We start from the raw sequence: 24,648 nt of genomic DNA on the forward strand, positions 1-24,648 counted from the left end.
CGGCTGCAAAGGAGAAAACTGAAGGGTACTTCGCGGGCTTGACAGTGAGACATAATGCCGCGGCTGCGTTTTTCCAGTGGAAACGCGTCAGGCAGCATGGCAAACAACGCCAGTATTGACTGGGTGTCAGGATGGGTTCCGTAGCCGGGTCAGTCCCTCCTGGGCGGTAGAGGCCACCAACCGGCCGCTGCGGTCATAGATGCTCCCCCGGGTGAAGCCGCGGGCACCGCCGGCCCAGGGACTGTCCATGTCGTAGAGCAGCCAGTCGTTGACCTGCACGTCGTGGTGGAACCACAGCGCATGGTCGAGGCTGGCGATCTGCAGTTTGGGGTCGCGGAAGGTGATGCCGTGCGGCACCAGTGCCGTAGTCAGCAGGTTGAAGTCGGAGCTGTAGGCCAGCAGGTAGCGGTGCAGGGCGGGGTCGTCGGGCAGCTCGCCGGTGAGACGAAACCACAGCCGCTTGCGTGAGGGCTGCCCCGGCTCGGCCTCGTCGCCCAGGTGCAGAAACTCGATGGGGTGGCCGGGAAAGCGCTCCAGCCGGGCGCTGGGAGCCAGGGCCTCGGGCGTTGCCAGTTGGGACATCGCCATCTGGTGGGCGATGCTCTCTTCACGGCCGTGGAAGGAGGCGCTGCAGAAGAAGATCGGGCGCCCCTTCTGAATGGCGGTGACACGCCGGGTAGTGAAGCTGGCGCCATCGCGTACGCGGTCGACCTGATAGACTACGGGGCGGTTAGGGTCGCCGGGGCGCAGAAAGTAGCCATGCAGTGAATGCGCCTGGCGCGAGGCATCCACCGTGCGGGTGGCCGCCGATAGCGCCTGGCCGAGTACCTGGCCGCCGAACAGCTGGGGTAGCCCCAGGTCCTGGCTGCGGCCGCGGAACAGGTTCTCCTCGATCTCTTCCAGGCCGAGCAGGGCGACGAGCTGATTCAGGGCGTCGGACATGTGGCTTCCTCAGGGCGTATCATACGGTTGTTTAAGGCATCAGCATAACGGAGTCCGCGCCGATGCGCAGTGACGAATTCTACATGCATCGGGCGCTGGACCAGGCCCGTGAAGGGCTGGCGGCCGGAGAGGTGCCGGTGGGAGCGGTGGTGGTGAGCCCGTCCGGAGAGATCGTGGGAGCGGGCTTCAATGCGCCCATTTCGGGACACGATCCCAGCGCTCATGCCGAGATTCGCGCCCTGCGCGATGCCGCTCAGCGGCTGGGCAACTATCGACTGGATGGGTGCACGCTCTACGTCACCCTTGAGCCCTGCCTAATGTGCACCGGGGCGATCATCCATGCGCGCATCGCCCGGCTGGTCTATGGAGCGGTAGAACCGCGCACCGGTATGGTGGAGTCCAAGGCCAACCTGTTTGCCCAGCCTTGGCACAATCATCGGGTCACGGTGGAGGGGGGCGTACTGGCCGCGCGCGCCGCCAAGCTGCTAAAGACCTTCTTCGAGGCCCGGAGAGAACGTGACGAAGCGGCATCAGGCCCGCTCGGCGATCACTAAGGGCGGCGCCGCCTTGACCCGATTGCGGCCCTCGGCCTTGGCGCGATAGAGGGCGTCGTCGGCGGCCTGCATGATGACGGCAACGTCGAGCGGACCGTCGATCAACGTGACCACGCCCACGCTGGCAGTCAGGAGCTGACCGTCATGATGCTGCAGCTCGGCTTCCGCAAGATGACGGCGCAGCGTATCGGCGATTTCCAGCGCCTGGATGGCATCTACCTGTGGCAGGCAGGCGACGAACTCCTCGCCACCGTAACGGGCGAACAGGCCACCCTGCGGCTCGATCAGCTCGCGCCCGATCCGACCCATTTCAACCAGGTAGCTATCTCCCACCAGGTGGCCCTGGTGATCGTTGATGCGCTTGAAATGATCCACATCGCAGATCAGCACGCTCAGCGGACGCCGCACGGCGTTGGCCTCGAGCGCTTCCATGAACAGGCGCCGATTGGGTAGTCGTGTCAGTTCGTCATGCCGGGCCAGCCACTCGACCTCTTCCTGAAGCTGGCTGCGCATGAGAATTTCACGGCGCAGCACCCGGTTGGTGTCGCGTACCCGGCGATGCTGGCGTGCCAGGCGGGTGTAGCCGTGCAGCACCAGGTAGAGCAGGTAGGCCAGGGTAAGCCCGGTGATCAGCGTGACCACCGGGTGGCGCGGCAGGCGCTGCAACAGCCGGGCATGGCTGGGTTGCACACTGAGCAGCAGGGGAGTGCCTGCCACGTCGAGCTGAGCCTGGTGCTGCCAGGACGCGAGCCGTGTGTCAGGCGTCTGGCTGGCCAAGACCTGCTCTCCCTGACTGAGGAGCAGGCCGAAGTGCTGGCCATCGACCTCGCTGAACAGCGCCTCGGCCAGCATCGGCAGGCCGATGACCATGGCCACGGCGCCGAGGGTGCGCTGTTCATCGAGGGGGATCGGCAGGTAATGAATGATGCCGGGAACGCCCTGCAGCAGCATGATCACGTCGGTGCGGCCGATGCGCCGTTCGAACAGCGCTCGACTCACGGCCTCGCGCCCGGCGGGCTGGGCATCGAAGAGGCGTGCGCCCAGCACTTGAAGGTTGATGTCGCTGGGCGGATAGACGCGAGTGAGGCGGCTGTCGGGATCGACGAAGGCGATGTTGAGCAGGTAGCGAAAATCGCGGTGATACAGCGTTGCCTGGCGAGACCACTGTTCCTGGCTGGGGGGCGCATCGAACAGCGTCCAGACGTTGGCGAAGCGCTCCACCGCCATCAGATGATCCTGTATTTCACGCGTGAGCCGCTGTCCGAGCTGCCTGGCTTCCGTCGCGACGGTGCCATGCAGCTCCCGCTCGGTCATGTTTTTCTGGTGGTGCCACAGCAGCAGCACGGTAAGTACGAGGGCCAAAGAGGGAACCAGGGCCCGCCTGAGTGGGGCCGCGTGAAGTCGCCAACCCGGCAGTGCCGCCACGCTCAGACCGGCCAGCAGGAGCGCTAGGGACAGTGTGGTCCAGAGGCCGGCCGTGGTTCGCAGCAGCGACTCACTTGGCGCGGCAGCGTCGAGCAGCCCCTGTACGCTCAGTAGCACGGCCATGACCAGCAGCAGCGGGCCGCCATGCGTAGACCGGGAGTGGGTGAGGATGAGTACGGCCACGAGGATCAGGCTCAGGGTCGTCAGCAGGGCCGGACGCCATGCTTCCAGTGTCACTCCCTTGGCCAGGCCATGGCTCATGGCGTCCCAGCTCTCCAGCGTCACCCAGTATTCCGGCAGGGCATAACTGGTCAGGGCCAGGGACGCCGGCAGCATCACGACGCCTACCACCCCCTTGGCCAGCGCCCGTCCGCCCAGCAGCGCCATCAACTGGGCCAGGATGAGCAGTCCGACAAGGCCCAACGTGACTGACTCGTGCAAGGGGGGCTGGTCGCCGCCCGCGCCGACGAGCCCCAGGGTGAGGGGAACGAAAGCCAGGCTGGTCAGAAGAGCGGCGTGGCGGGACATGAGTACCCTCTACTGGTGGAGGGGGGAGATGATATCGAACAACGGGAACTCCTCATCCTCGCCATTTGACGCATCGTTCAGCTGCAGGTATTGCTGCTGGCTGCGGTCGACGTACGACAGGATCTCGTAGTAGCGCCGAATGTTGCGCACGTAGATCACCGGCTCACCGCCCCGCGCATAGCCGTGGCGGGTTCTGCTGTGCCATTCGCGCTTCTGCAGCAGCGGCAGCGCCTCACGTACATCTTCCCAGCGGTTGGGGTCGCCACCCAATTCTTCCGTGATACGGCGGGCATCGTACAGATGACCAATGCCGACGTTGTAGGCGGCCATGGCCATGTAGAGGCGGTCATTTCCTTGTATCGACTCGGGCAGCCGATCCTTTAATTGACGCAGGTAGCGCGCTCCGCCGTCGACGCTCTGTGCCGGGTCGAGGCGATCGCTCACACCCATCTCGCCGGCGGTGGGCAGGGTCAGCATCATCAGCCCCCGCACACCGGTAGGCGAGGTGGCCTCGGGATCCCAGTGCGACTCCTGATAGCCCAGCGCCGCCAGCAGCTTCCAGTCGAAGCCGGTGTTGCGCGCCGCTTCGCGAAACAGGTCGGCATAGGTGGGCAGGCGCTCGTTGAGGTGTGCAATGAAGACCCGCGCGCCGACGTACTCGAGATAGTCGTCATGGCCGAAGTGGCGGGCCACCAGCTCGTCGAGCACGCCTGCCTGTTGCAGGCCGTAGAGGAAGCGGTTGGCCGCCTGCTGCAACCTCAGACCGCCGCTGGCGGGAAAGGCCCATGCCATTGAGAGTGGCTTGCCCAGCGGGAAACCGCGCTCCACGCCGGGGAAGAAGATCCGGTTGATACGGAACTGATGCTCGAAGACCACGGCAGCATCCAGGTAGCCGCCCTCCACTTGGCTCAGCAGCTCGGCGACTTCCACCTCCGAGGATTCGCGCCACCCGAGCTCCGGATGTTCCGCCTGCAGCTCGCGCAGCACGCGATCGGTGCCCGACCCGCGGATGGTGCCGATGGTCAGGCCGGCGAGGGCTTCCGGGTCTTTCACCGGCGGCAGGCCACGGCGATAGACCAGCAGCGGTTGCAGGTCGAGGATGGGGCGGCTATAGATAAGGTCGGGCTGGGTCAGATCCAGCGGCAGGGCCGCCGCCGCCAGGTCGCCCTCCTGACGCACCGCGTCCAGCGCGCTCTGGATATGGTGGCGGGCATCCAGGGTCAGACTGACGCCGAGATACTCGGCGAAACGGCGCATCAGCTCGTACTCGAAACCGGTCGGGCCGTGACGTCCCTCGTAATAGGTGGTTGGCGTATTGCGCGTATGGATGCTGATGAAGTCGCGCTCGCGCACCTCTTCCAGCAGGCCGCTGGCAGGCTTGAAATGGCGGTAGGGGGTCAGGCACAGAACGACTCCCAGCAGCAGCATGGCGGCCAGGCGCAGACGGCTCAGCAATATTCGATTCGCGAACTCGGGCATTCAGCTGACGATCGGCGATGAGAGCTTCACGATAACGGCCCGAGACACGGCTGTCATCCGCTGCATTTCGTCTGCCCGTCGCTTTCCAGTATCATAGCGCCTTTCTTCGCCGCCGCGCGGCCCTTCCTCCGCTTGCTTCAGAGGCTTCAAGACATGCTCGAACTTCGAGGCGCGCCTGCCCTTTCCGCTTTCCGTCACGACAAGCTGCTGGCTGCCCTGCGCGCACGGGTTCCCGAGGTCGAGTCCCTGCACGCTTCCTACGTGCACTTCGTGGATCACGACGGTGAGCTATCCGACGATGAACGGAGTCTGCTCGGCCAGTTGCTCGACTATGGCGCCAAAGATGGCGCTCAGGGCGAGGCCGACGGCCAGCTGTTTCTGGTGGTGCCGCGTATCGGTACCCAGTCGCCGTGGTCGTCCAAGGCCACCGATATCGCCCGCAACTGCGGCCTGGCGCGGGTGCGCCGCCTCGAGCGGGGCGTTGCCTATCGCGTGGCGCTCAGGGCGCCGATGTCGGAAGCGGCCTTCATGGCGATTCGCGAGACCCTGCACGATCGCATGACCGAGAGCGTGCTGGTCGATGCCTCCGATGCCGCTCAGCTGTTCGCTCATCACGAACCGGCCCCGCTGGGGCGGGTGGACATTCTCGAGGGCGGCCGGGCGGCGCTGGAGCAGGCCAACGTCGCGCTGGGCCTGGCCCTGGCCGAGGACGAGATCGACTATCTCGTCGAGGCGTTCCGCGAGCTTGCGCGCAACCCCACCGACGTCGAACTGATGATGTTCGCCCAGGCCAACTCCGAGCACTGCCGACACAAGATCTTCAACGCCGACTGGGTGATCGACGGCGAGGCGCAGAGCCATTCGCTGTTCAAGATGATCAAGAACACCTACCAGGCTTCGCCCGGCGACATTCTCTCCGCCTACAGCGACAACGCCGCGGTGATCAAGGGCAGCGAGGCGGGGCGCTTCTTTGCCGCACCGCTGACCGGCAAGGCCGCCGAACGTGCCGTCTACGCTGCGCATCGCGAGCCGATCCATATCCTGATGAAGGTGGAAACCCACAACCATCCCACCGCCATCGCGCCCTACCCGGGGGCGGCTACCGGCGCCGGCGGCGAGATCCGTGACGAGGGGGCCACGGGCATCGGTTCCAAGCCCAAGGCGGGTCTGACCGGCTTCACCGTGTCCAACCTGCGCATTCCCGAGTTCGTCCAGCCCTGGGAAGCCTTCGACTACGGCAAGCCCGAGCGCATGCAGTCGGCGCTGGCCATCATGCTCGAAGGGCCCATCGGCGGTGCCTCGTTCAACAACGAGTTCGGCCGTCCCAACCTGACCGGATATTTCCGCACCTACGAGCAGGACACCCTGGGTGCCGGCGGTATCGAGCGGCGTGGCTATCACAAGCCGATCATGATCGCCGGCGGCTACGGCAACATTCGCGAGGGTCACGTCCAGAAAGGCGAGATTCCGGTCGGCGGCAAGCTGATCGTGGTGGGCGGCCCGGCCATGCTGATCGGCCTGGGCGGTGGTGCTGCCTCGTCGATGGCCTCCGGCGCCTCCAGCGCCGATCTCGACTTCGCCTCGGTACAGCGCGACAACGCCGAGATCGAGCGCCGCGCTCAGGAAGTGATCGACCGCTGCTGGGCGTTGGGCGAAGCCAACCCCATCCGTTTCATTCATGACGTCGGCGCCGGCGGGCTCTCCAATGCCTTGCCGGAGCTGGTCAAGGACGGCGGGCGCGGCGGCCTGTTCGATCTGCGTGCGGTGCCCAATGCCGAGCCGGGCATGAGCCCGCTGGAGATCTGGTGCAACGAAGCCCAGGAGCGCTACGTGCTGGCGGTGGCGCCCGAGGATCTCGACACCTTCGATGCGCTGTGCGCCCGCGAACGCTGCCCTTACGCGGTGGTCGGCGAGGCTACCGAGGCGCATCACCTGGAGGTGCGCGACGGCCACTTCGAGGCCCAGTCCATGGCAAGCAGGCCGGTCGATCTGCCGATGAGCGTGCTGTTCGGCAAGCCGCCGAAGATGCAGCGCGAGTTCCAGCGCGAGTCGCTGGAGCTGCCCGGCGTGATGCTCGACAACCTCGACCTGCGCGAGGCCATGGAGCGCGTGCTGCGGCTGCCCACGGTGGCTTCCAAGAGCTTCCTGATCACCATCGGCGACCGCTCCATCACCGGTATGGTGGCCCGCGACCAGATGGTTGGCCCGTGGCAGGTGCCGGTGGCCGACGTCGCCGTGACCACGGCGAGCTTCGATACCCATGCCGGCGAGGCCATGGCCATGGGTGAGCGCCCGCCGGTGGCGCTGATCGATCCGGCGGCCAGCGCCCGCCTGGCGGTGGCGGAGACCATCACCAACCTGGCCGCCGCGCCGATCGCCAAGCTGTCCGACATCAAGCTCTCCGCTAACTGGATGAGTGCCGCGGATCACGTCGGCGAGAACCAGGCGCTGTTCGATGCCGTGCATGCGGTGGGCATGGAGCTGTGTCCGCAGCTCGGCATCGCCATTCCGGTGGGCAAGGACTCCATGTCCATGCGTACGGCCTGGCAGGCCGAGACCGACAAGGGCGAAAGCGAGGAGAAGAGTATCACCGCACCGCTGTCGCTGGTGGTCACCGGTTTCGCCCCGGTCACCGATGCGCTGAAGACCCTGACACCGCAGATCAACCTGGAGCAGGACGAGTCCGATCTGATCCTGATCGATCTGGGCGGCGGCAAGAACCGTCTGGGCGGCTCGGCGCTGGCGCAGGTCTACGGTCAGCTTGGCAACGAATGTCCCGATCTCGACGATCCCGAGGATCTCAAGGCGTTCTTCGCCGTGATCCAGGGGCTCAATGCTGACGGCAAGCTTCTGGCCTACCACGACCGCAGCGACGGCGGTCTGCTGGTCACACTGCTGGAAATGGCCTTCGCCGCCCATGCCGGCCTCGAGATCAAGCTCGACTGGCTGATCGACGAGCCTACCCAGGCGGTGGATGCGCTGTTCGCCGAGGAGCTCGGTGCGGTAATCCAGATCAATCGTCAGTACACCGAAGAGGTGCTGGCCCAGTTCGCCGCTGCGGGTATCGAGACCTGTGGCGTCATCGCCCGGCCGCGCTACGACGACCAGGTACGCGTGACCCTGTTCGAGGAGCCGCTGCTCGAGACCACCCGGCTGCTGGCCCAGCGTACCTGGGCCGAGACCAGCTACCGCATGCAGGCGCTGCGCGACAACCCCGACTGCGCCAAGAGCGAGTTCGACGGCCTGCTCGACGGTCGCGACCCGGGCCTCTCCGCGAGCCCTACCTTCGAGGTGAAAGAGGACGTCGCGGCACCGTTCGTCAACACCACACGCCCGGCGGTGGCCATTCTGCGCGAGCAGGGGGTCAACGGTCACCTGGAGATGGCCTGGGCCTTCCACCACGCCGGCTTCGAGTCGGTGGACGTGCACATGAGCGATATCCTCGCCGGACGTGTCGATCTCGCCTCGTTCAAGGGGCTCGTCGCCTGCGGCGGCTTCTCCTATGGCGACGTATTGGGAGCCGGCGGGGGTTGGGCCAAGTCGGTACTGTTCAACCCGCGGGCACGGGAGCAGTTTGCGGCGTTCTTCGAGCGTGACGACAGCTTCGGCCTCGGCGTTTGTAACGGCTGCCAGATGTTCTCCCAACTGAAGGAGCTGATTCCCGGCGCAGACAGCTGGCCGCGTTTCGTGCGTAACGAATCCGAGCAGTTCGAGGCCCGGGTGGCAATGGTTCAGGTAGAGCAGAGCCCATCGATCCTGCTTGCCGGTATGGAGGGCTCGCGGCTACCCATTGCCGTGGCTCACGGTGAAGGGCGCGCCGAGTTCCGCGACAGCGCGCACCTGCGCAGCATGCAGGGCAGTTCTCAGGTTGCCCTGCGCTACGTCGACAACTATGGCCAGGTAACTACCCACTACCCGTCCAACCCCAATGGCTCGCCTTCCGGTATCACCGGGCTCACCACGCCGGATGGGCGGGTGACCATCATGATGCCGCACCCCGAGCGTGTGGTGCGGGCGGTCACCAACTCCTGGCGGCCCGTGGAATGGACCCGCGACGGTGCCTGGCTGCGGTTGTTCCGTAATGCCAGGGTATGGCTGGGCTGATCTTGCCCGTCATTCGCAAATGAAAGAGGCGGCCAGTGGCCGCCTCTTTGCTTCATGCTGTTCTGGCTTATCCCTGCCTGGGTATCGCTGACTCCGAGAGGCGGGATTGAGTCGCCCTCAGGCGCGCTGTTCCATCTGCCTCGGTTCGCTGCGTGAGGCGACGAAGCCCTCCAGTACCACATGCTCTGCCTGCTTCTGCTTGATGATCGCTGTCTGTGCCGGGTACAGCGCCGTCACGGTGCTGGCTTCACGCAGATGCTTGTGGAAATGCAGCGATTGCTCGGCATCGACGATCGCCTGGGTAAGGGTCTCGTGCGCCTGTAGTGGTGTATCGATGAACAACGGTGGCGACATGGCCTGTGCCGCCTGTTGGGTGGCGCCTTCCGGCAGGCCCAGTTGGCGCGAAAGACGGCGGAGCTCCTCGACACGCATTTCGCACTGGATGCCGAGCGAGGCCAACAGCCGGCTCACGGAGGTATCGAAGGGTAGAAAGCTGAAGGCAAGCCTTCGATACCGAGTCACCTCGGCACGTTCGTGGGCTTCAGCGAGTGTCAACAGCTCATCCAGCGCCAGGGCCCGCCTGGCGATCGTTATTGGTCTTTCTGGCATGGCAGTGTCCTCTTGTCGGAGGCTGAGCATCGGCTGCTTCCCTGCTTGATTCCACAGCGCTGGAATGATGCTCGAATAGTGCCCCCAGTTTGCATGACCTTCATCAAGTTTCGAGGCGTTTAGGTCTGAAGAACCAGTGATTCCATCCACCGGTATGACGCAAACCACCCGCTTTCCCATCGCCCTAGGGTGGTCTCGTCCGACACGGCACTGAGTTTTCACTATAGTCGAACTGCGGAAGAAGCCATGAAGAAAAATGAAACGAAGGTTTGACAACTGTAGCCGTCACGCCAGACTGCCGAGACCAACGACAAGAGGCTGCGAGGCATGACTAGGGAAGTCTTTCATGAGCGAGTGACACTGGAATTTCAGGATCATGTCGCCGAGGTTACATTGGTGCGTCCCCGTGAGCACAACGGCCTCGATTGGGCGATGATCGACGCTCTGCTGGCGGCGCAGCAGCACCTGACCAAGCTTGAGGGGCTGCGCGCTGTGGTGCTACAGGGAGAAGGGGAGAGCTTCTGCGCCGGGCTCGACATGGCGGCGATCATGTCTCGTCCCGAACGGCTGCCCTCGCTGCTGGCTCCCGATGAACAGGGCATCAATCCGGTACAGCGCCTGGCGCTTGGCTGGCGCGATGCCGGCGTGCCGGTGATCGCCGCGCTGCACGGGCACGTCTATGGCGGCGGGCTGCAGATTGCCCTGGGCGCCGACGTTCGCGTGGTGCATCCCGAGGCCCGGCTGGCACTGCTGGAGATCGTCTGGGGCATCATTCCCGACATGGGCATCAGCGTGACAGGGGAGCCGATTCGCAGCGATGTGCTGCGCGAGCTGGCCTGGACCGGGCGCAAGGTAGGCGGTGAGGAAGCGGTTGCGCTGGGGCTCGGCACGCGTCTCGCCGATGATCCACGGCGTACCGCGCGAGACATTGCCACCGCGGTGGCGGCGCGCTCGCCCAAGGCGGTGGCGGCGGCACGTGAACTCTTCACGCGCGCCCCTGCTATGTCGAAGCGCGAGCGCCTGGCGCTGGAGGCCAGTCTGCAGCGCGGCCTGCTTGGCGGCGAGGAGCAGCTGGAAGCGGTAGCAGCCAGGATGGCCGGACGCGAGCCTCGCTTCACCTGATTTCGTGCCCGCGGGCGGGTAAGATGAGCGGCCATCGATTGCCGACTGTCCGCACATGAGAACCGTCACCCCGCCCGACACCGCCGCCCCTGCGCTGCGCCCCTACCAGCAGGAGGCGGTGCGCCGCGTGGTGGCGCACTTCCGCGCCAGCGACGAGCCGGCGGTGGTGGTGCTGCCCACCGGCAGCGGCAAGTCGCTGGTCATCGCCGAGCTGGCGCGACTCGCCCGCGGGCGGGTGCTGGTACTGGCCCACGTGCGTGAGCTGGTGGTGCAGAACCACGCCAAGTACCTGGCCTATGGCCTCGAGGCGGACATCTTCAGTGCCGGCCTGGGGCGCAAGGAGAGCGCCCGCCAGGTGGTGTTCGGTTCGGTACAGTCGGTGGTGCGCAACCTTTCGCGCTTCGATGCATCCGCCCCGGAGCAGGGCCGTTTCACCCTGCTGGTAATCGATGAATGCCACCGCGTCGCGCCGGACAAGGAGGCCAGCTATCGTCGTGTGATCGAAGCGCTCAGGCAGGTCAATCCGCGGCTCAAGGTGTTGGGCCTGACCGCTACGCCCTATCGCCTGGGCCAGGGCTTCATCTATCACCGCCATCACCATGGCATGGTGCGCGGCGACGACGACTGCTTCTTTCGCGACTGCGTGTTCGAGCAGCCGCTGCGGCTGATGGTCAGGCAGGGCTACCTGGCCGAACCCAGGCGCGTGGATGCTGCTGTGGAGCGCTACGATTTTTCCGCGCTGGTGCCGGGCGCGGGCGGGGTGTTCCGCGAGGAGGAGCTAAACCGGGTGGCGGCGGGCAATCGTGCTACGCCGGGTATCGTCGCCGAGATCGTCGAGCGCGCCCGCAGCCGCCAGGGCGTGATGCTGTTCGCCGCCAGCGTGGTCCACGCTGAGGAGGTGCTCGGCTACCTGCCGGCCGCCGAGGCGGCGCTGATCACCGGCGAGACGCCGTCGCGGGAGCGCGAGCGCATCATTGCCGCCTTCAAGGCCCGTGAGCTCAAGTACCTGGTCAACGTGGCGGTGCTCACCACCGGCTTCGACGCGCCTCATGTCGATCTGATCGCCATTCTGCGACCTACCGAGTCGGTGAGTCTCTATCAGCAGATCGTCGGTCGCGGCCTACGCCTGGCCCCGGGCAAGCGCGACTGCCTGATTCTCGACTACGCCGGCAACCCCTGGGATCTCTATGCGCCGGAAGTGGGCAGCCCGCGCTCGGCCTCGGACACCGAGCCGGTGCAGGTCGAATGCCCCGCTTGCGGCCATGCCAACCTGTTCTGGGGCCGCAAGGAGGGCGAAATCGTCATCGAGCATTTCGGCAGGCGCTGTCAGGGGCTCGTTGAACGCGCCCGACCCCGCGCGAAAAACATAAGGTCAGCATCGACAACGTCTGCGATGGAGCAGTGCTCGTTCCGCTACCGCTTCAAGGTGTGCGGCGAGTGTGGTGCCGAGAACGATATCGCGGCGCGGCGCTGCCATGGCTGCCAGACCCAGTTGGTCGACGCCGACGACAAGCTCAAGGAGGCGCTGCGCCTCAGGGATGCCCGGGTGCTGCGGGTGGCCGGTATGCAGCTCGAGGCCACCGTCAACGGCCGCGGGCTGCCGCGGCTCAAGGTCACCTACCACGACGAGGACGGGACGAGCCTGAGCGAGTGGTTCGCTTTGGAAACCCCGGCTCAGCGCGCCGCCTTCGCTGCGGTGTTCCTGCGCGATCACCTGCGTGCGCCTGGAGCGCGCTGGCAGCCGCTGAGTGCCGAAGAGGTCATCGCCGAGCGTCGGCGCCTGCGACATCCCGATTTCGTGGTGGGGCGCAAGGTGGGGCGCCACTGGCAGGTGCGCGAAAAGCTGTTCGACTATACCGGGCGCTATCGCAAGGCCGAGGCGGTGGAGTGAGGCCGACACTCACGCCGCGATTGGTGTGATCAGGTCGAGCTTTCCGACTGCCAAGCATCGTCCACCGCTGGGGGCCTGTGTCGAGGCCGGGCCGGACTTACCCTGACCCTGCACTCTTGTTAGACTGCAGGATCGATCATCAGACCAGCCCAGCCGAGAGGCCAGCCCCCGCGTGAGCGAGACGCCCCCCACGGCTGTTGCCGAACAGCCGGCCGCGAGCGACGCCGAGACCCAGTCGGCGGTGCTGGCGCGGCTGTTCGACGAGCCGATCACCGAGCTGCCCGAGGATCTCTACATCCCGCCGGAGGCGCTGCGCATCTTCCTCGAAGCGTTCGAGGGGCCGCTCGACCTGCTGCTCTACCTGATTCGCCGTCAGAACCTGGATATCCTGGCCATCGACGTGGCTGCCATCACGCGCCAGTACATCGAGTACGTGGAGCTGATGAAGGCGATGGAGATCGAGCTGGCCGGGGAGTACCTGCTGATGGCGGCGATGCTGGCCGAGATCAAGTCGCGCACCCTGCTGCCGCGCCCCCCGAAAGAGGGGGGCGACGAGGCGGAGGAGGACCCCCGCGCCGAGCTGATCCGCCGCCTGCAGGAGTACGAGCAGCTCAAGAGCGCCGCCGAGGCGTTGGCCGAGCTGCCGCGAGTGGGGCGCGACTGGTTCCCGGCGCGGGCGGCGCTGCCGCCGCTGCAGGCCCGGGTGATTCATCCCGATGTGGAACTCGACGAGCTACTCGGTGCGCTGGCCGGCATCCTGCGTCGTGCCGAGCTCAACCAGGCTCACCAGGTGGGGCGCGAGGTGCTCTCGACCCGGGAGCGCATGTTGGCCATCATGGAGCGCCTGAACCACGAACACTACACCCCCTTCGAGGCGCTGTTCACGCTCGAGGAGGGGCGCGCGGGGGTGATCGTCACCTTCATGGCCATCCTCGAGCTGGCCAAGGAGGCGATGATCGAGATCGTGCAAAATGCGCCACTGTCGCCGATCCACTTGCGTGCCCGGGCGCCACGGGAGTACAGCGAGGAAGCGGCTTTCGATGACGATGGGGCCGACGTCGAGAGCCCCTTTGCCGAAGGTCCCGATTTCGAGGAGCCCGGTTTTGAAGAGTCAGGCGCCGAAGTGGAGGAAAGCATGCCCCGGGGAGATGAGCGCTCATGACCGCCATGGAGCTGCCCGACAGCCTCGATGAAATTCTCGAGGCGGCACTGCTGGCAGCGGCCGAGCCGCTGTCGCTGGAGCGGCTCGAGGGTCTGTTCGACGACCATGAGCGGCCCCAGCGGCGCAGCCTGCGCGAGGCGCTCGAGCGGGTGGGGCTGCGCCACGAGCGGGGGGCGCTCGAGCTGATCGAAACCGCCTCTGGCTACCAGCTGCGCATTCGTCCACGGCTTTCGCCCTGGGTGTCGCGGCTGTGGGACGAGCGCCCGCAGCGCTATTCTCGGGCGCTGCTGGAGACGCTGGCGCTGATCGCCTATCGTCAGCCGGTGACCCGCGGCGATATCGAGGAGGTGCGCGGTGTGGCGGTGAGCAGTTCGATCATGCGCACCCTGGCCGAACGCGGCTGGATTCGCGTGGTCGGACAGCGCGACGTTCCCGGGCGACCGGCGGTCTACGCCACCACGCGGCAGTTCCTCGACGACTTCGGTCTCAAGACGCTGGACGAGTTGCCGCCCATGCACGAACTCAAGGGCATGGCCGAGCCGCTGTTCGAGGACGAGTCGCCGCCACCGCCCAGCCCCCTGCTGGAGCAGGCCGGCGAGTCGGCGACCGGTGACGAGGATGAAACCGAGGACGCTACGCTCGACGACATCGAAGACGATTCGTTCGACGACGAGGCGTTCGACGACGAACCCATGGACGAGCGTATCGCCGCACAGGCGACGCTTGACCCAACGACGGCCGGGATGGCTGACGAAACACACGCCGGGAAGGCGTCCGACAGGCCGGGACTGAGCTTCGCCGATCTCGAAGCGCGCCTGGCCGAACGTGCCCGCACCAGCGTCGACGATGACGGCGGAGCGGGGGCGGAATCCACCGTAGACGAGAAGTCAGAATGACGAGCAACACGGAAAAACTGCAGAAGGTCCTGGCCCGCGCCGGGCTGGGCTCACGCCGCGAGATGGAAGCGGCCATCGAGGCCGGTCGCGTCAAGGTCAACGGCAAGGTCGCCACTCTCGGCGACCGCATCGAGATGCGCGACCGCGTCAGCTTCGACGACCGCCCGGTGACCCTGCGCGGTGCCGAGGAGACGCCGCGCCGCGTGATCATGTACAACAAGCCGGAAGGCGAGCTGTGCACGCGCAAGGATCCGGAAGGCCGCCGCACGGTTTTCGAACGCCTGCCGCGCCTGAAGGGCGAACGCTGGATCGCCATCGGCCGTCTCGACATCAACACCAGCGGCTTGCTGCTGTTCACCACCGACGGCGAGTTGGCCAACCGGCTGATGCACCCCAGCACCCAGGTCGAGCGCGAGTACGCCGTGCGGGTCATGGGTGAGGTGCGCAAGGAGCACGTGGTGGCCATGGTCGAGGGCGTGATGCTCGAAGACGGGCCGGCGCGTTTCACCGACGTCCAGGAGTTCGGCGGCGAAGGCATCAACACCTGGTTCCACGTGGTGATCACGGAAGGGCGCAACCGCGAGGTGCGGCGGCTGTGGGAGTCCCAGGGACTGACGGTGAGCCGGCTCAAGCGGGTGCGCTACGGCAACATCTTCCTCGACAAGCGGGCCAAGGCGGGGGAGTGGGTGGAGCTGTCCCAGGACGAGATCGATGATCTGGCGCTGTCCGCCGGCATGGAACCGCGCAAGGTGCCCGAGCTCACCCCGGACGAGAAGAACCGCTGGAGCCGCGACAAGAACAAGCGGCGCCCGGTGCAGGCGATGAGGAAGCCCAAGAGTACCAAGGGACGCTAGGAAACACTGCACAAATGCCTGCGCGAGCGAATCACTGCGTTGCGCGGTTCTCCGGGCTTCTAGGAAACAGTCCGCGCTTTCCTGAGGCGGGCATGCTCGCCTAAAGTCAAAAAAGTCCTTGCCAGTGAAGGGTGTGATCAGTAATATCTGCACCCGTTCGGAAGGGTCGTTAGCTCAGTTGGTAGAGCAGTTGGCTTTTAACCAATTGGTCGTAGGTTCGAATCCTACACGACCCACCATTCCGGACCTGGAAGCTTGTTTGCAAGTGCTGGGTCGTTAGCTCAGTTGGTAGAGCAGTTGGCTTTTAACCAATTGGTCGTAGGTTCGAATCCTACACGACCCACCAGATTCCACGCCCCCGGCTCTTCGAGTCGGGGGCGTTTTTGTCGTGGTTCGACTCTCGCTGGTGCGGTGTAGGCGAAGAGGTGGTGTAGACGCAGAGGTGGTGTAGAATAGCGTGATGGGCTGCGATGGCGAGAGACGCCGACGACAGCCCCAGGCGCATCGCCCGTACGGAGCGTACGGTTCACGGTGCACCCGGTACACGCAGGGGGAGCCCCTGCCAGTCACGGTGGTAGACACGATGACGATCATGACTTCCCGAATCGAGGTGCGTGAACACCTCGCCCGCGCCTACTGTCCGACCCGCATTCCGGCGGAGGACGAGGCCCGCATCGACGAGATCAAGCGCCTGCTCGAGCTGCACAACGCGGTGCTCGTCGCTCATTACTATACCGACGATGCGATTCAGCAGTTGGCCGAGGAGACCGGCGGCTGCGTGGCCGACTCGCTGGAGATGGCCCGCTTCGGCGCGCGTCACGATGCCGACACCCTGGTGGTGGCCGGCGTGCGCTTCATGGGGGAGACGGCCAAGATCCTGTCGCCCGAGAAGCGTGTGCTGATGCCGACCCTAGAAGCGACCTGTTCACTCGACATCGGCTGTCCGGCCGACGAGTTCAGCGTCTTCTGCGACCAGCACCCCGACCGCACCGTGGTGGTCTATGCCAACACCTCGGCGGCGGTGAAGGCGCGTGCCGACTGGGTGGTGACCTCCTCCATCGCAGTGGACGTCATCGAGCACCTGCAGGCGCGCGGCGAGAAGATCCTGTGGGCACCGGACAAGCACCTGGGCGGCTACATCCAGCAGAAGACCGGCGCCGACATGCTGCTGTGGGACGGTGCCTGCATCGTCCACGAGGAGTTCAAGGCCAAGGGCATCGAGGACCTCAAGACCCTCTACCCCGAAGCCGCCGTGCTGGTACACCCGGAGTCGCCGGCTTCGGTGGTGGCGCTGGCCGACGTGGCCGGTTCGACCTCGCAGCTGATCAAGGCGGCCAAGGAGCTGCCGAACGACAAGCTGATCGTGGCCACCGACCGCGGCATCTTCTTCAAGATGCAGCAGATGGTGCCCGAGAAGACCCTGTTCGAGGCGCCCACCGCCGGCAACGGCGCGACCTGCAAGAGCTGCGCCCACTGCCCGTGGATGGCGATGAACGCGCTCGACAACCTGGCCGGCGCCCTGCGCGACGGCAGCGGCGAGATCTTCGTCGACGCCAAGCTGCGCCGGGCCGCGCTCAAGCCGCTGGAGCGCATGCTCAACTTCCAGAAGTGAAAGGGGCGGTTACGCAGCTCCCCAGTCGAATGAACTGCAAGGCCCGCGCACCAGCGCGGGCCTTTTCGTAAGGAGTGCTGAACAATCGCCGAGCGAGATGAAGCGCAAGGCGCACGGAGCACAGGAACCGGAGCATATGGGGTATATGTGAGGATTCCGAGCACCGCGCAACGCAGCGATTCGCTCGCGCAGGCATTTGTGCAGTGTCTCCTTACCTAAATTTTTCCATTGTTTCGCGATACCCCACAAAGGCCTCGCGCCGCTGCTCGATGCGCGCCAGGGCGTTGCCGTCGCCGCTCTGCTCGGCGACTTGGCGTGCCACGTCGAGCTGGCGAATGGCCCGCTGGATGTCGCCGGTGAGCTGCATGTGTTCGGCCCGGGCCAGGTGGCCCCAGGCCTCGCGTCCGCTACGGCCGGCGGCTTCGGCGAGCAGGGCGAAGACTTGCGGATCCTCGGACCGACGCTCGGAGAGGTCGCGCAGGATGCGATAGGCTTCGTTGGGGTCATGCTGCAGCAGTGCCTCGCCAAGGGTGCGGGTGGCCGGCATGTGACCCGGCATCAGGCGCAGGATACGGCGGCTGCGCTCGATGGCGTCTTCGTAGCGGCCGGCCTGGAAGGCGACGTCGGCGGCACTGGCGGGGATGATAGCCAGATCGGGCAGTTCCCGGGCAATGGCATCCAACTGGCTGAGGGCGGTATCGGTCTGGCCGTTATGTGCAGCGATCAGCGCATCCAGATAGCGTTGCACGGCTTGTGGGGCGTCGCTCTGGGCCAGTCGGGTGGCCGCCTGCTGCGGGTCGCGCTGATTCACCGTCAGCAACGCCCTGGCACGCACCAGGTGGTAGCTTGGGTCGCCCTCGCGAGGACGAATGGCCTCGAGCTGCGAGGCGCGGGATTCGGCGTCGCTGATGCGCGACTCCGTCAGCGGGTGGGTGAGCAGGAACTCGGGTGGGTTGCCGCCCTGCAGGCTCACCTGGCGCTGCATGGCGCGGAACATCCTGACCATGGCCTCGGGATCGAAGCCGGCCTGGGCCATGGTCTGCAGGCCGAGGCGATCGGCTTCCTGCTCGAAGCGCCGCGAGTAGGCCAGCTGATCCTGAATGAAGGCGGCCTGGGAGCCCATGGCGGCGGCGATGCCGGCATCGCCGCCGCCGCTGGCGGCGATCAGCATGCCGGCCAGCATCGCGGCCATGGCCGGCAGTTGGGTCTGCTCGGCGCGCGCCTGGCCGCGGGCATAGTGGCGCTGAGACAGATGGCCCAGCTCGTGGGCCAGCACCGAGGCGACTGCATCCTCCTCATCGGCGAAGGCGAACAGACCGGCATTGACGCCGATCACCCCGCCCGGCACGGCGAAGGCATTGAGCGTACGGCTGTCCACCAGTACCACCACCGAGCGAGTATCGGACAGGCCGCTGTGGGGCATCAAACGGCCCAGTAGTGTCTCTACGTATTCCTGGGCGATGGGGTCTTGCCAGATAGGCGCCCGGGCATGGAACTGGCGCAGCCAGGCGCGTCCCAGGCGAAACTCTTCGCCGGTCATGGCCTGGCTGGTGCCGGTCAGGCTGGGTAGACCATAGTCGTCCGTGGCGGTTGCCGGGGCGGCCAGGGTCAAGGCCAGCGTCAGGACGGCAGCGCCAGCGGTCAGGCAGGTTCGGGTCTTGCGCAGCATGGTGCCAGTCTCGTTCGAAGCGTCGGTCGGTTTCTCTCCGACATTGATTCGGCCTGCAAAGTGCCTTTAAATCTCAAGGGTTTTACGCTTTCCTGCAAGGCAGCGTGAACCATCGGCATTTTCCCGGGAGACGACATGGCTGTGCAACCTGATGATGTACTCGATGCCTGCGGCCTACCTTGTCCGCTGCCTCTGCTCAAGGCGAAGCAGGCGCTGGCCCGGCTGAAGGCCGGCCAGGTGCTCGAGATCATGGCGACCGATGCCGGCTCCTGGCGCGACTTCGAGACCTTTGCCGACAACAGCATTCATGAGCTGTTGCAGCGCGAAGAGCGCGGTGAGGTCTACCACTACTGGCTGCGCAAGGGCGAGGAGCTCGCTTCATGACCCTACGTGAAGTATTCAAGGGCTGGATCGAACACTACTTCTCGGACGAGGAGGCGGTGATCCTGCTGGTCCTGCTGGTGCTCGGCTTTGCCGCGGTGATCCTGTTCGGCCGCATGCTGGCGCCTTTTCTCACGGCGCTGGTGATCGCCTTCCTGCTGCAGGGCGGGGTCAATGCCCTGACCCGGCGAGGCGTGCCCCACCTGCTGGCCGTAACCCTGATCTTCCTGGCCTTCATCGGGGTGCTGCTGGCTCTGGCGTTCATCCTGATGCCGTTGATATGGAATCAGCTCGTGGGGCTGGTGCAGGAGACGCCACGTATCGTGGCCAGCGGGCAGCGCTGGCTGGATGACGTTCAGGAGCGTTATCCCACTCTGGTAACGCCGGATCAGGTGCAGGAGTGGATCGCGGTGGCGGGGCGTGAACTGACCCAGTTCGGTCAGCGTGCCCTGACGCTTTCGCTGGCCTCCCTGGGCAACGTGCTGGCGCTGATCATCTACCTGGTACTGGTGCCGATCCTGGTGTTCTTCCTGCTCAAGGATCGCGAGCAGCTGGTCGATTTCACCCTCTCGCTGCTGCCGCAGCAGCGTAGCCTGATGACGCGTATCTGGCAGGAGATGGACACCCAGATCGCCAACTACGTACGCGGCAAGTTCGTCGAGATCATCATCGTCGGCACGGTGTCGTTCTTCACCTTCGCCTTCTTCGGTCTGCCCTATTCGGCGCTGCTGGCCGTGCTGGTGGGATTCTCGGTGCTGGTGCCCTATATCGGTGCCGCCGTGGCCACCCTGCCGGTGGCCGCCGTGGCGGGGTTCCATTTCGGCATGAGCGAGCAGTTCCTCTACGTGTTGATCGCCTACGGCGTGATCCAGGCGCTGGACGGCAACGTGCTGGTGCCGATCCTGTTCTCCGAGGCGGTCAACCTGCATCCGGTGTCGATCATCGTGGCCGTGCTGTTCTTCGGTGGGGTCTGGGGCTTCTGGGGTATCTTCTTCGCCATTCCGCTGGCGACGCTGCTCAAGGCGCTGGTCTATGCCTGGCCACGGGGCATCCGGCAATACCACGACTCCCAGCAGGCGGTGGAGCTGGAGCAATCCACCGAGGATTGATTGGCGGTGACCGCCCGGCATGGCCGGGCGGAGCAAAACGTCCCTTGCGCTGTCTCACTTGCTGGCGTGGAGTTCCCGGGCGGCTTCCAGCACTTCCTGAGCGTGCCCCTTGACCTTGACCCCCCGCCACTCGCGGGCGAGCTTGCCTTCGGCGTCGATCAGGAAGGTGCTGCGTTCGATGCCGAGATGCTCCTTGCCGTAGAGCTTTTTCAGCTTGATGACGTCGAACAGTTTGCAGACCTCCTCGTCCGTGTCGGAAATCAGCTCGAAGTTGAAGGCCTGCTTGGTCTTGAAGTTCTCCTGGGCGCGAATGCCGTCCCGGGAGACACCTAGGACGACCGTGTCGACGGCGTCGAAGTCGGCCTTGCGGTCGCGGAAGTCGCCGCCCTCGGTGGTGCAGCCGGGCGTGCTGGCCTTAGGGTAGAAGAAGATCACGACCTGACGCCCCTTGAACTGGCCGAGGGAGAGGGTGGTGTCGCCAGTGGCGGGGGCGGTGAAGTCGGGAACGGGCTGTCCGATGGCAAGCGTCATGACGCCTCCTGTGGTCGTTGGAGAGCGTTTCATTACACGCAGCTCGGCGTTCGCTGTCAAAGAGCCCGTCGGCATGCTGTACAGGCCTGTGCGGCCTGAGTACCATTTACCTTTTGCTCGTGGCCATGTCGAAACATGACCCTCGGGTGCGGCAGAGCGCTATTGCGTGCTATTGCGTAGAGGAACGAGAGGATGATCACTGGCAGTATCGTCGCCCTGGCGACGCCGATGAAGGCCAATGGCGACATCGACTGGGAGGCGTTGCGCCGCTTGGTGAACTTCCACCTGGAGAACGGTACCGACGGCATCGTGGCAGCCGGCACCACCGGTGAGCCCACCACCATGTCGTTCGCCGAGCACTTCGACGTGATTCGCGCCGTGGTGGAAGAGGTCGACGGTCGCATTCCGGTGATCGCCGGCACCGGGGCCAATGCCACTTCCGAGGCCGTCGAGCTGGCTCGCTATGCCAGCGAAGTGGGTGCCGATTACTGCCTCTCGGTGTGCCCCTACTACAACAAGCCGACCCAGGAAGGCCTCTACCGCCACTTCAAGGCCGTGGCGGAGGGCAGCCGCCTGCCGGTGATACTCTACAACGTGCCCGGCCGCACCTGCTCCGACCTCTACAACGAGACCGTGATGCGCCTGGCCGAGGTCGACAACATCATTGGCCTCAAGGATGCCACCGGTAACCTGGAGCGCGCCGAAGACCTCATTTCACGGCTCAAGGGCAGCGGTTTCATGCTCTACTCCGGCGACGACAGCACCGCCTGCGAGTTCATGCTCATGGGCGGCAACGGCGACATCTCGGTCACCGCCAACGTGGCGCCCAAGGCCATGCATGAGCTGTGCGTGGCAGCGGTCGCGGGCGATGCCGACCGTGCGCATCAGATCAACACCCGACTGATGCCGCTGCATACCAACCTGGGCATCGAGTCCAATCCGATACCGGTCAAATGGGCACTGCACCGCATGGGCCTGATCGACCAGGGCATTCGTCTGCCGCTCACCTGGTTGTCCGGCAAATACCATGCGACGGTGGACGAGGCCCTGCAACTGGCCGGCGTGATCGACGATTGAGGCGAGTGGGAATCCCCGCCGCCCCGAGAACCTGACTGCAAGGTGACTGCATGAATTCTGCGCTGAAATGGATGCCGCTGGTGGCCGTGGCCGCCCTGGCCACTGCCGGCTGCGCCCGCGAAGGCTTCTACGACGATCGTAACATCGACTACGTGAGCGCCCAGCGCAGTGCGCCTCTGGTATTGCCCGAAGGGCGTAACGAGCAGCGCTATCGTGACGCCATGCCGGTGCCGCAAGCCCAGGGCAGCCTGCGCCCCAGCGACGATCGTTTCCGCGCCCCCAGCCCCACGCGCCTGGCCTCTGGCGGTGCGGTGGAGCGGGACTACGTCGAACGGCGTGAGATCGGCAGCGATCAGTGGCTGGTGGTGGGGGCAGATCCCGGCATGGTGTGGCCTCAGCTGCAGGACTTTACTCGCGCACGCGGACTGCAAGTGCAGACCAGCGACGATGCGCGCGGCGTGCTGGAGACCGCCCAGGGTCGACTGAGCGTGCGGCAAGGGCTGCGCGCCGGCGACAGCGAAGTGCGCTGTGACCTGAACGGCCGTCCGGTGGCTGCCTGTCTGGATGCACTGGAGCAGCATTTCAGCGCCCGTAGCGCCACCGCCAGCGCCGCTTCACTTGCCGGGCAGCAGATCGCCAGCGAGGACCGCCTGAGACTGGAGCAGCTGTCCAGCGGCGAATGGGTGGTGCGCATTCCGCTCGACGTCGACCGCGTGTGGGCCGAACTGAACCATCAGCTGCAGGCCGATTTTGCCGTCGAGGGGCGGCGCGAGCTGCTCGAGCAGAATTCGCAACAGCACGACTTCCTGGTCAACTACATGACCGTCTCGGAGCGTGGCCGCGGCTTCCTGCAGATTGCCTTGAGTCCCGACGTGCGGCAAATGCCTCAGGAGATCCGCCTGGTGCTCGAGGCCGAAGGCCCTGAACGCACCACGCTGCGGGCCGTCAACGAGAGCGAGCGGCGCTTTGAAGAAGAAGACGCCCGCGAGCTGCTCGAACGGGTGGCAGGCCTGCTGCGCTGATGCCGCAAGGCGTGGGTGGCGCGCCGCTTTCCGCGTCAGGCAAGCTCAGCTTCGCCTCGCTCGGCAGCGGCAGCAAGGGCAACGCGACCCTGGTCAGCGACGGCGAGACCGCGGTGCTGGTGGACTGCGGCTTCGGTCTGCGCGAGACCGAGCGCCGGCTGGCGCGCCTGGGGGTGCATCCGCGCCAGCTCGATGCGGTGCTGGTCACCCATGAGCATGGTGACCACCTGCGTGGCGTGGGGCCGCTGGCACGCCGCCATGGGGTGCCGGTCTACCTCACGCCGGGAACCTGGCTTTCGGGGCGCCTCGGCGAGGTGCCCCAGCGCCACTGGATCACGCCGCAGGCGCGCTTTGCCGTGAAGAGCCTGATGATCGATCCGATCACGGTGCCCCACGACGCCCGCGAGCCGGTGCAGTTTCGCTTCGAATCCCGTGGCTGCCACCTGGGCGTGCTTACCGATCTGGGGCATCCCACCGAGCACGTCATCGAGGCATTCCGCGGCTGCGACGCCCTCATTCTCGAGTGCAACCACGATCGCCATATGCTCGAGGTCGGCCCCTATCCGCCGCAGCTCAAGCGGCGCGTGGGCGGTAACTGGGGGCATCTGGCCAACGTTCAGGCCGCGGCGCTGTTGCGACACCTGGGGCTCGATCGCCTGCAGCACATCGTCTGCTCGCATCTGTCCGAACACAACAACCGCCCCGAGCTGGCCCTCGAGGCACTCACGCCGCTGCTCGACGGCGATGCATCACGCCTGACGATTGCCGCCCAGGACAGCGGGTTGCAGTGGCAGGCGATCCGCTGAATTGCCACGCTAAGGTCATTGCCTTCACCTTCTGGAGACCCCCATGGAAAAGCGTCAAGAACTCTATGCCGGCAAGGCCAAATCGGTGTACGCCACCGACGATCCCGATCTGCTCGTCCTGCATTTCCGTGACGACACCAGCGCCTTCGACGGCGAGCGCATGGAGTCGCTGGCACGCAAGGGCATGGTCAACAACCGCTTCAACGCCTTCATTATGGAGAAGCTGGCTGCGGCGGGCATTCCCACCCATTTCGAGAAGCGTCTCTCCGACACCGAGAGCCTGGTCAAGAGGCTCGAGATGATTCCGGTGGAGTGCGTGGTGCGCAACATCGCCGCCGGCGGTCTGGTCAAGCGCCTCGGCGTGGAGGAGGGGCGCGAGCTCTCGCCGCCCACCTTCGAGCTGTTCCTCAAGAACGACGCGCTGCACGATCCGATGATCAACGAGTCGCTGGCCGAGACCTTCGGCTGGGCCACGCCCGCACAGCTTGCCGAGATGAAGGCGCTGACCTTCAAGGTCAACGAGGTGCTCAAGGCGCTGTTCGCCGACGGCGGCCTGCTGCTGGTGGACTACAAGCTGGAGTTCGGCCTGTTCAAGGGGCAGATCGTGCTGGGCGACGAGTTCTCGCCGGATGGCTGTCGCCTGTGGGACGCCGAAACCCGCAACAAGATGGACAAGGACCGTTTCCGCCAAGGCCTCGGCGGCGTGATCGAGGCTTACGAAGAGGTGGGCCGCCGGATCGGCGTCGAGTTCGACTGAGTCACTGTTGACGAGGGACTCCAGCATCATGACAGGAAGGCGGCCCAAGGGCCGCCTTCCTGCGTTCGAAAGCCGTGTATGTGCACTGGCGACGGCTCCTTATCCTTTAGTTGCAATT

At 65.6% G+C, this 24,648-nt stretch carries 20 protein-coding genes and 2 tRNA genes; 16 read left to right on the top strand and 6 right to left on the bottom strand.

Translation table 11 applies throughout. The features are described 5' to 3' along the window. Nucleotides 1–126: 126 nt before the first annotated feature. Nucleotides 127–942 (bottom strand): acyl-CoA thioesterase, encoded by an 816-nt coding sequence (locus HOP53_RS15115; protein WP_234270801.1) that lies wholly within the window; start codon nt 940–942, stop codon nt 127–129. Between the two features lie 62 nt (nt 943–1,004). On the opposite strand from HOP53_RS15115, the gene tadA reads away from it, so the two are divergent. Then, the gene (gene tadA / locus HOP53_RS15120) at nt 1,005–1,496 is read left to right on the top strand and encodes a tRNA adenosine(34) deaminase TadA (RefSeq protein ID WP_234270802.1); all 492 of its coding nucleotides are present in this window, start codon (nt 1,005–1,007) and stop codon (nt 1,494–1,496) included. On the opposite strand, the gene HOP53_RS15125 is transcribed toward tadA, so the two are convergent. Together HOP53_RS15125 and mltF are read right to left on the bottom strand one after the other, a co-directional pair. Further along, nucleotides 1,473–3,449, bottom strand: a complete 1,977-nt coding sequence (locus tag HOP53_RS15125) for a GGDEF domain-containing protein (protein WP_234270803.1) — start codon at nt 3,447–3,449, stop codon at nt 1,473–1,475. The genes tadA and HOP53_RS15125 overlap by 24 nt on opposite strands. A 9-nt stretch (nt 3,450–3,458) precedes the next feature. After that, the gene (gene mltF, locus HOP53_RS15130) at nt 3,459–4,928 is read right to left on the bottom strand and encodes a membrane-bound lytic murein transglycosylase MltF (RefSeq protein WP_234270804.1); all 1,470 of its coding nucleotides are present in this window, start codon (nt 4,926–4,928) and stop codon (nt 3,459–3,461) included. Between the two features lie 153 nt (nt 4,929–5,081). On the opposite strand from mltF, the gene purL reads away from it, so the two are divergent. Beyond that, the gene (gene purL / locus HOP53_RS15135) at nt 5,082–9,032 is read left to right on the top strand and encodes a phosphoribosylformylglycinamidine synthase (protein ID WP_234270805.1); all 3,951 of its coding nucleotides are present in this window, start codon (nt 5,082–5,084) and stop codon (nt 9,030–9,032) included. 117 nt (nt 9,033–9,149) lie between these two features. Here purL and HOP53_RS15140 read toward each other — a convergent pair whose 3' ends face one another. Next, nucleotides 9,150–9,641 carry a hypothetical protein gene (locus HOP53_RS15140; protein ID WP_234270806.1) on the bottom strand — a complete coding sequence of 164 codons (492 nt, stop codon included), beginning with the start codon at nt 9,639–9,641 and terminating at the stop codon, nt 9,150–9,152. 327 nt (nt 9,642–9,968) lie between these two features. Between HOP53_RS15140 and HOP53_RS15145 the strand changes: the two genes are divergently transcribed. The 8 genes from HOP53_RS15145 to nadA all read left to right on the top strand — a co-directional run bounded on the left by HOP53_RS15145 (nt 9,969) and on the right by nadA (nt 17,178). After that, nucleotides 9,969–10,763, top strand: a complete 795-nt coding sequence (locus HOP53_RS15145; RefSeq protein ID WP_234270807.1) for a crotonase/enoyl-CoA hydratase family protein — start codon at nt 9,969–9,971, stop codon at nt 10,761–10,763. A 55-nt stretch (nt 10,764–10,818) separates the two neighbouring features. Next, nucleotides 10,819–12,654, top strand: a complete 1,836-nt coding sequence (radD, locus tag HOP53_RS15150) for a DNA repair helicase RadD (RefSeq protein ID WP_234270808.1) — start codon at nt 10,819–10,821, stop codon at nt 12,652–12,654. Nucleotides 12,655–12,826: 172 nt separating this feature from the next. Beyond that, nucleotides 12,827–13,816, top strand: a complete 990-nt coding sequence (locus tag HOP53_RS15155) for a segregation and condensation protein A (protein WP_234270809.1) — start codon at nt 12,827–12,829, stop codon at nt 13,814–13,816. Beyond that, nucleotides 13,813–14,712 (top strand): SMC-Scp complex subunit ScpB, encoded by a 900-nt coding sequence (scpB, locus tag HOP53_RS15160; protein WP_234270810.1) that lies wholly within the window; start codon nt 13,813–13,815, stop codon nt 14,710–14,712. The genes HOP53_RS15155 and scpB overlap by 4 nt, the downstream gene beginning before the upstream one ends. Further along, the gene (gene rluB, locus HOP53_RS15165) at nt 14,709–15,566 is read left to right on the top strand and encodes a 23S rRNA pseudouridine(2605) synthase RluB (protein WP_234270811.1); all 858 of its coding nucleotides are present in this window, start codon (nt 14,709–14,711) and stop codon (nt 15,564–15,566) included. The genes scpB and rluB overlap by 4 nt, the downstream gene beginning before the upstream one ends. A gap of 163 nt (nt 15,567–15,729) precedes the next feature. Next, nucleotides 15,730–15,805: transfer RNA gene (locus HOP53_RS15170), tRNA-Lys, on the top strand. A gap of 31 nt (nt 15,806–15,836) precedes the next feature. Then, nucleotides 15,837–15,912 (top strand) — tRNA-Lys (locus HOP53_RS15175). 237 nt (nt 15,913–16,149) lie between these two features. Continuing rightward, a complete protein-coding gene (nadA, locus tag HOP53_RS15180) occupies nt 16,150–17,178 on the top strand; it encodes a quinolinate synthase NadA (protein WP_422677615.1) in 1,029 nt (342 codons plus the stop codon). Nucleotides 17,179–17,389: 211 nt separating this feature from the next. Here nadA and HOP53_RS15185 read toward each other — a convergent pair whose 3' ends face one another. Next, entirely contained in the window at nt 17,390–18,847 is a 1,458-nt protein-coding gene (locus tag HOP53_RS15185) for a M48 family metalloprotease (RefSeq protein WP_234270813.1), read from the bottom strand. Between the two features lie 135 nt (nt 18,848–18,982). Here HOP53_RS15185 and HOP53_RS15190 point away from each other — a divergent pair, with 135 nt between their 5' ends. Both HOP53_RS15190 and HOP53_RS15195 read left to right on the top strand, forming a co-directional pair. Next, nucleotides 18,983–19,231: a sulfurtransferase TusA family protein gene (locus HOP53_RS15190; protein WP_086511425.1), complete on the top strand. Its 249-nt coding sequence runs from the start codon at nt 18,983–18,985 to the stop codon at nt 19,229–19,231. After that, complete coding sequence (locus HOP53_RS15195; RefSeq protein WP_234270814.1) at nt 19,228–20,337, top strand: AI-2E family transporter; 1,110 nt, start codon at nt 19,228–19,230, stop codon at nt 20,335–20,337. Before HOP53_RS15190 ends, HOP53_RS15195 begins: the two co-directional genes overlap by 4 nt. Nucleotides 20,338–20,391: 54 nt before the next feature. On the opposite strand, the gene HOP53_RS15200 is transcribed toward HOP53_RS15195, so the two are convergent. After that, the gene (locus HOP53_RS15200; protein ID WP_234270815.1) at nt 20,392–20,868 is read right to left on the bottom strand and encodes a peroxiredoxin; all 477 of its coding nucleotides are present in this window, start codon (nt 20,866–20,868) and stop codon (nt 20,392–20,394) included. A 192-nt stretch (nt 20,869–21,060) separates the two neighbouring features. Between HOP53_RS15200 and dapA the strand changes: the two genes are divergently transcribed. From dapA to purC, 4 genes are read left to right on the top strand one after another with little or no spacing between them, the layout of a single operon-like run. Further along, the gene (dapA, locus tag HOP53_RS15205) at nt 21,061–21,945 is read left to right on the top strand and encodes a 4-hydroxy-tetrahydrodipicolinate synthase (protein WP_010629732.1); all 885 of its coding nucleotides are present in this window, start codon (nt 21,061–21,063) and stop codon (nt 21,943–21,945) included. A gap of 50 nt (nt 21,946–21,995) precedes the next feature. Then, a complete protein-coding gene (locus HOP53_RS15210; protein ID WP_234270816.1) occupies nt 21,996–22,967 on the top strand; it encodes a lipoprotein, NlpB in 972 nt (323 codons plus the stop codon). After that, nucleotides 22,967–23,773, top strand: coding sequence for an MBL fold metallo-hydrolase (locus HOP53_RS15215; protein WP_234270817.1), 807 nt, complete (start codon nt 22,967–22,969; stop codon nt 23,771–23,773). Before HOP53_RS15210 ends, HOP53_RS15215 begins: the two co-directional genes overlap by 1 nt. A 43-nt stretch (nt 23,774–23,816) precedes the next feature. Continuing rightward, a complete protein-coding gene (gene purC / locus HOP53_RS15220; RefSeq protein WP_234270818.1) occupies nt 23,817–24,530 on the top strand; it encodes a phosphoribosylaminoimidazolesuccinocarboxamide synthase in 714 nt (237 codons plus the stop codon). Nucleotides 24,531–24,648 lie beyond the last annotated feature (118 nt).

This window comes from Billgrantia ethanolica (assembly GCF_021404305.1).
GTDB classification, from domain to species: Bacteria; Pseudomonadota; Gammaproteobacteria; order Pseudomonadales; family Halomonadaceae; genus Halomonas; species Halomonas ethanolica.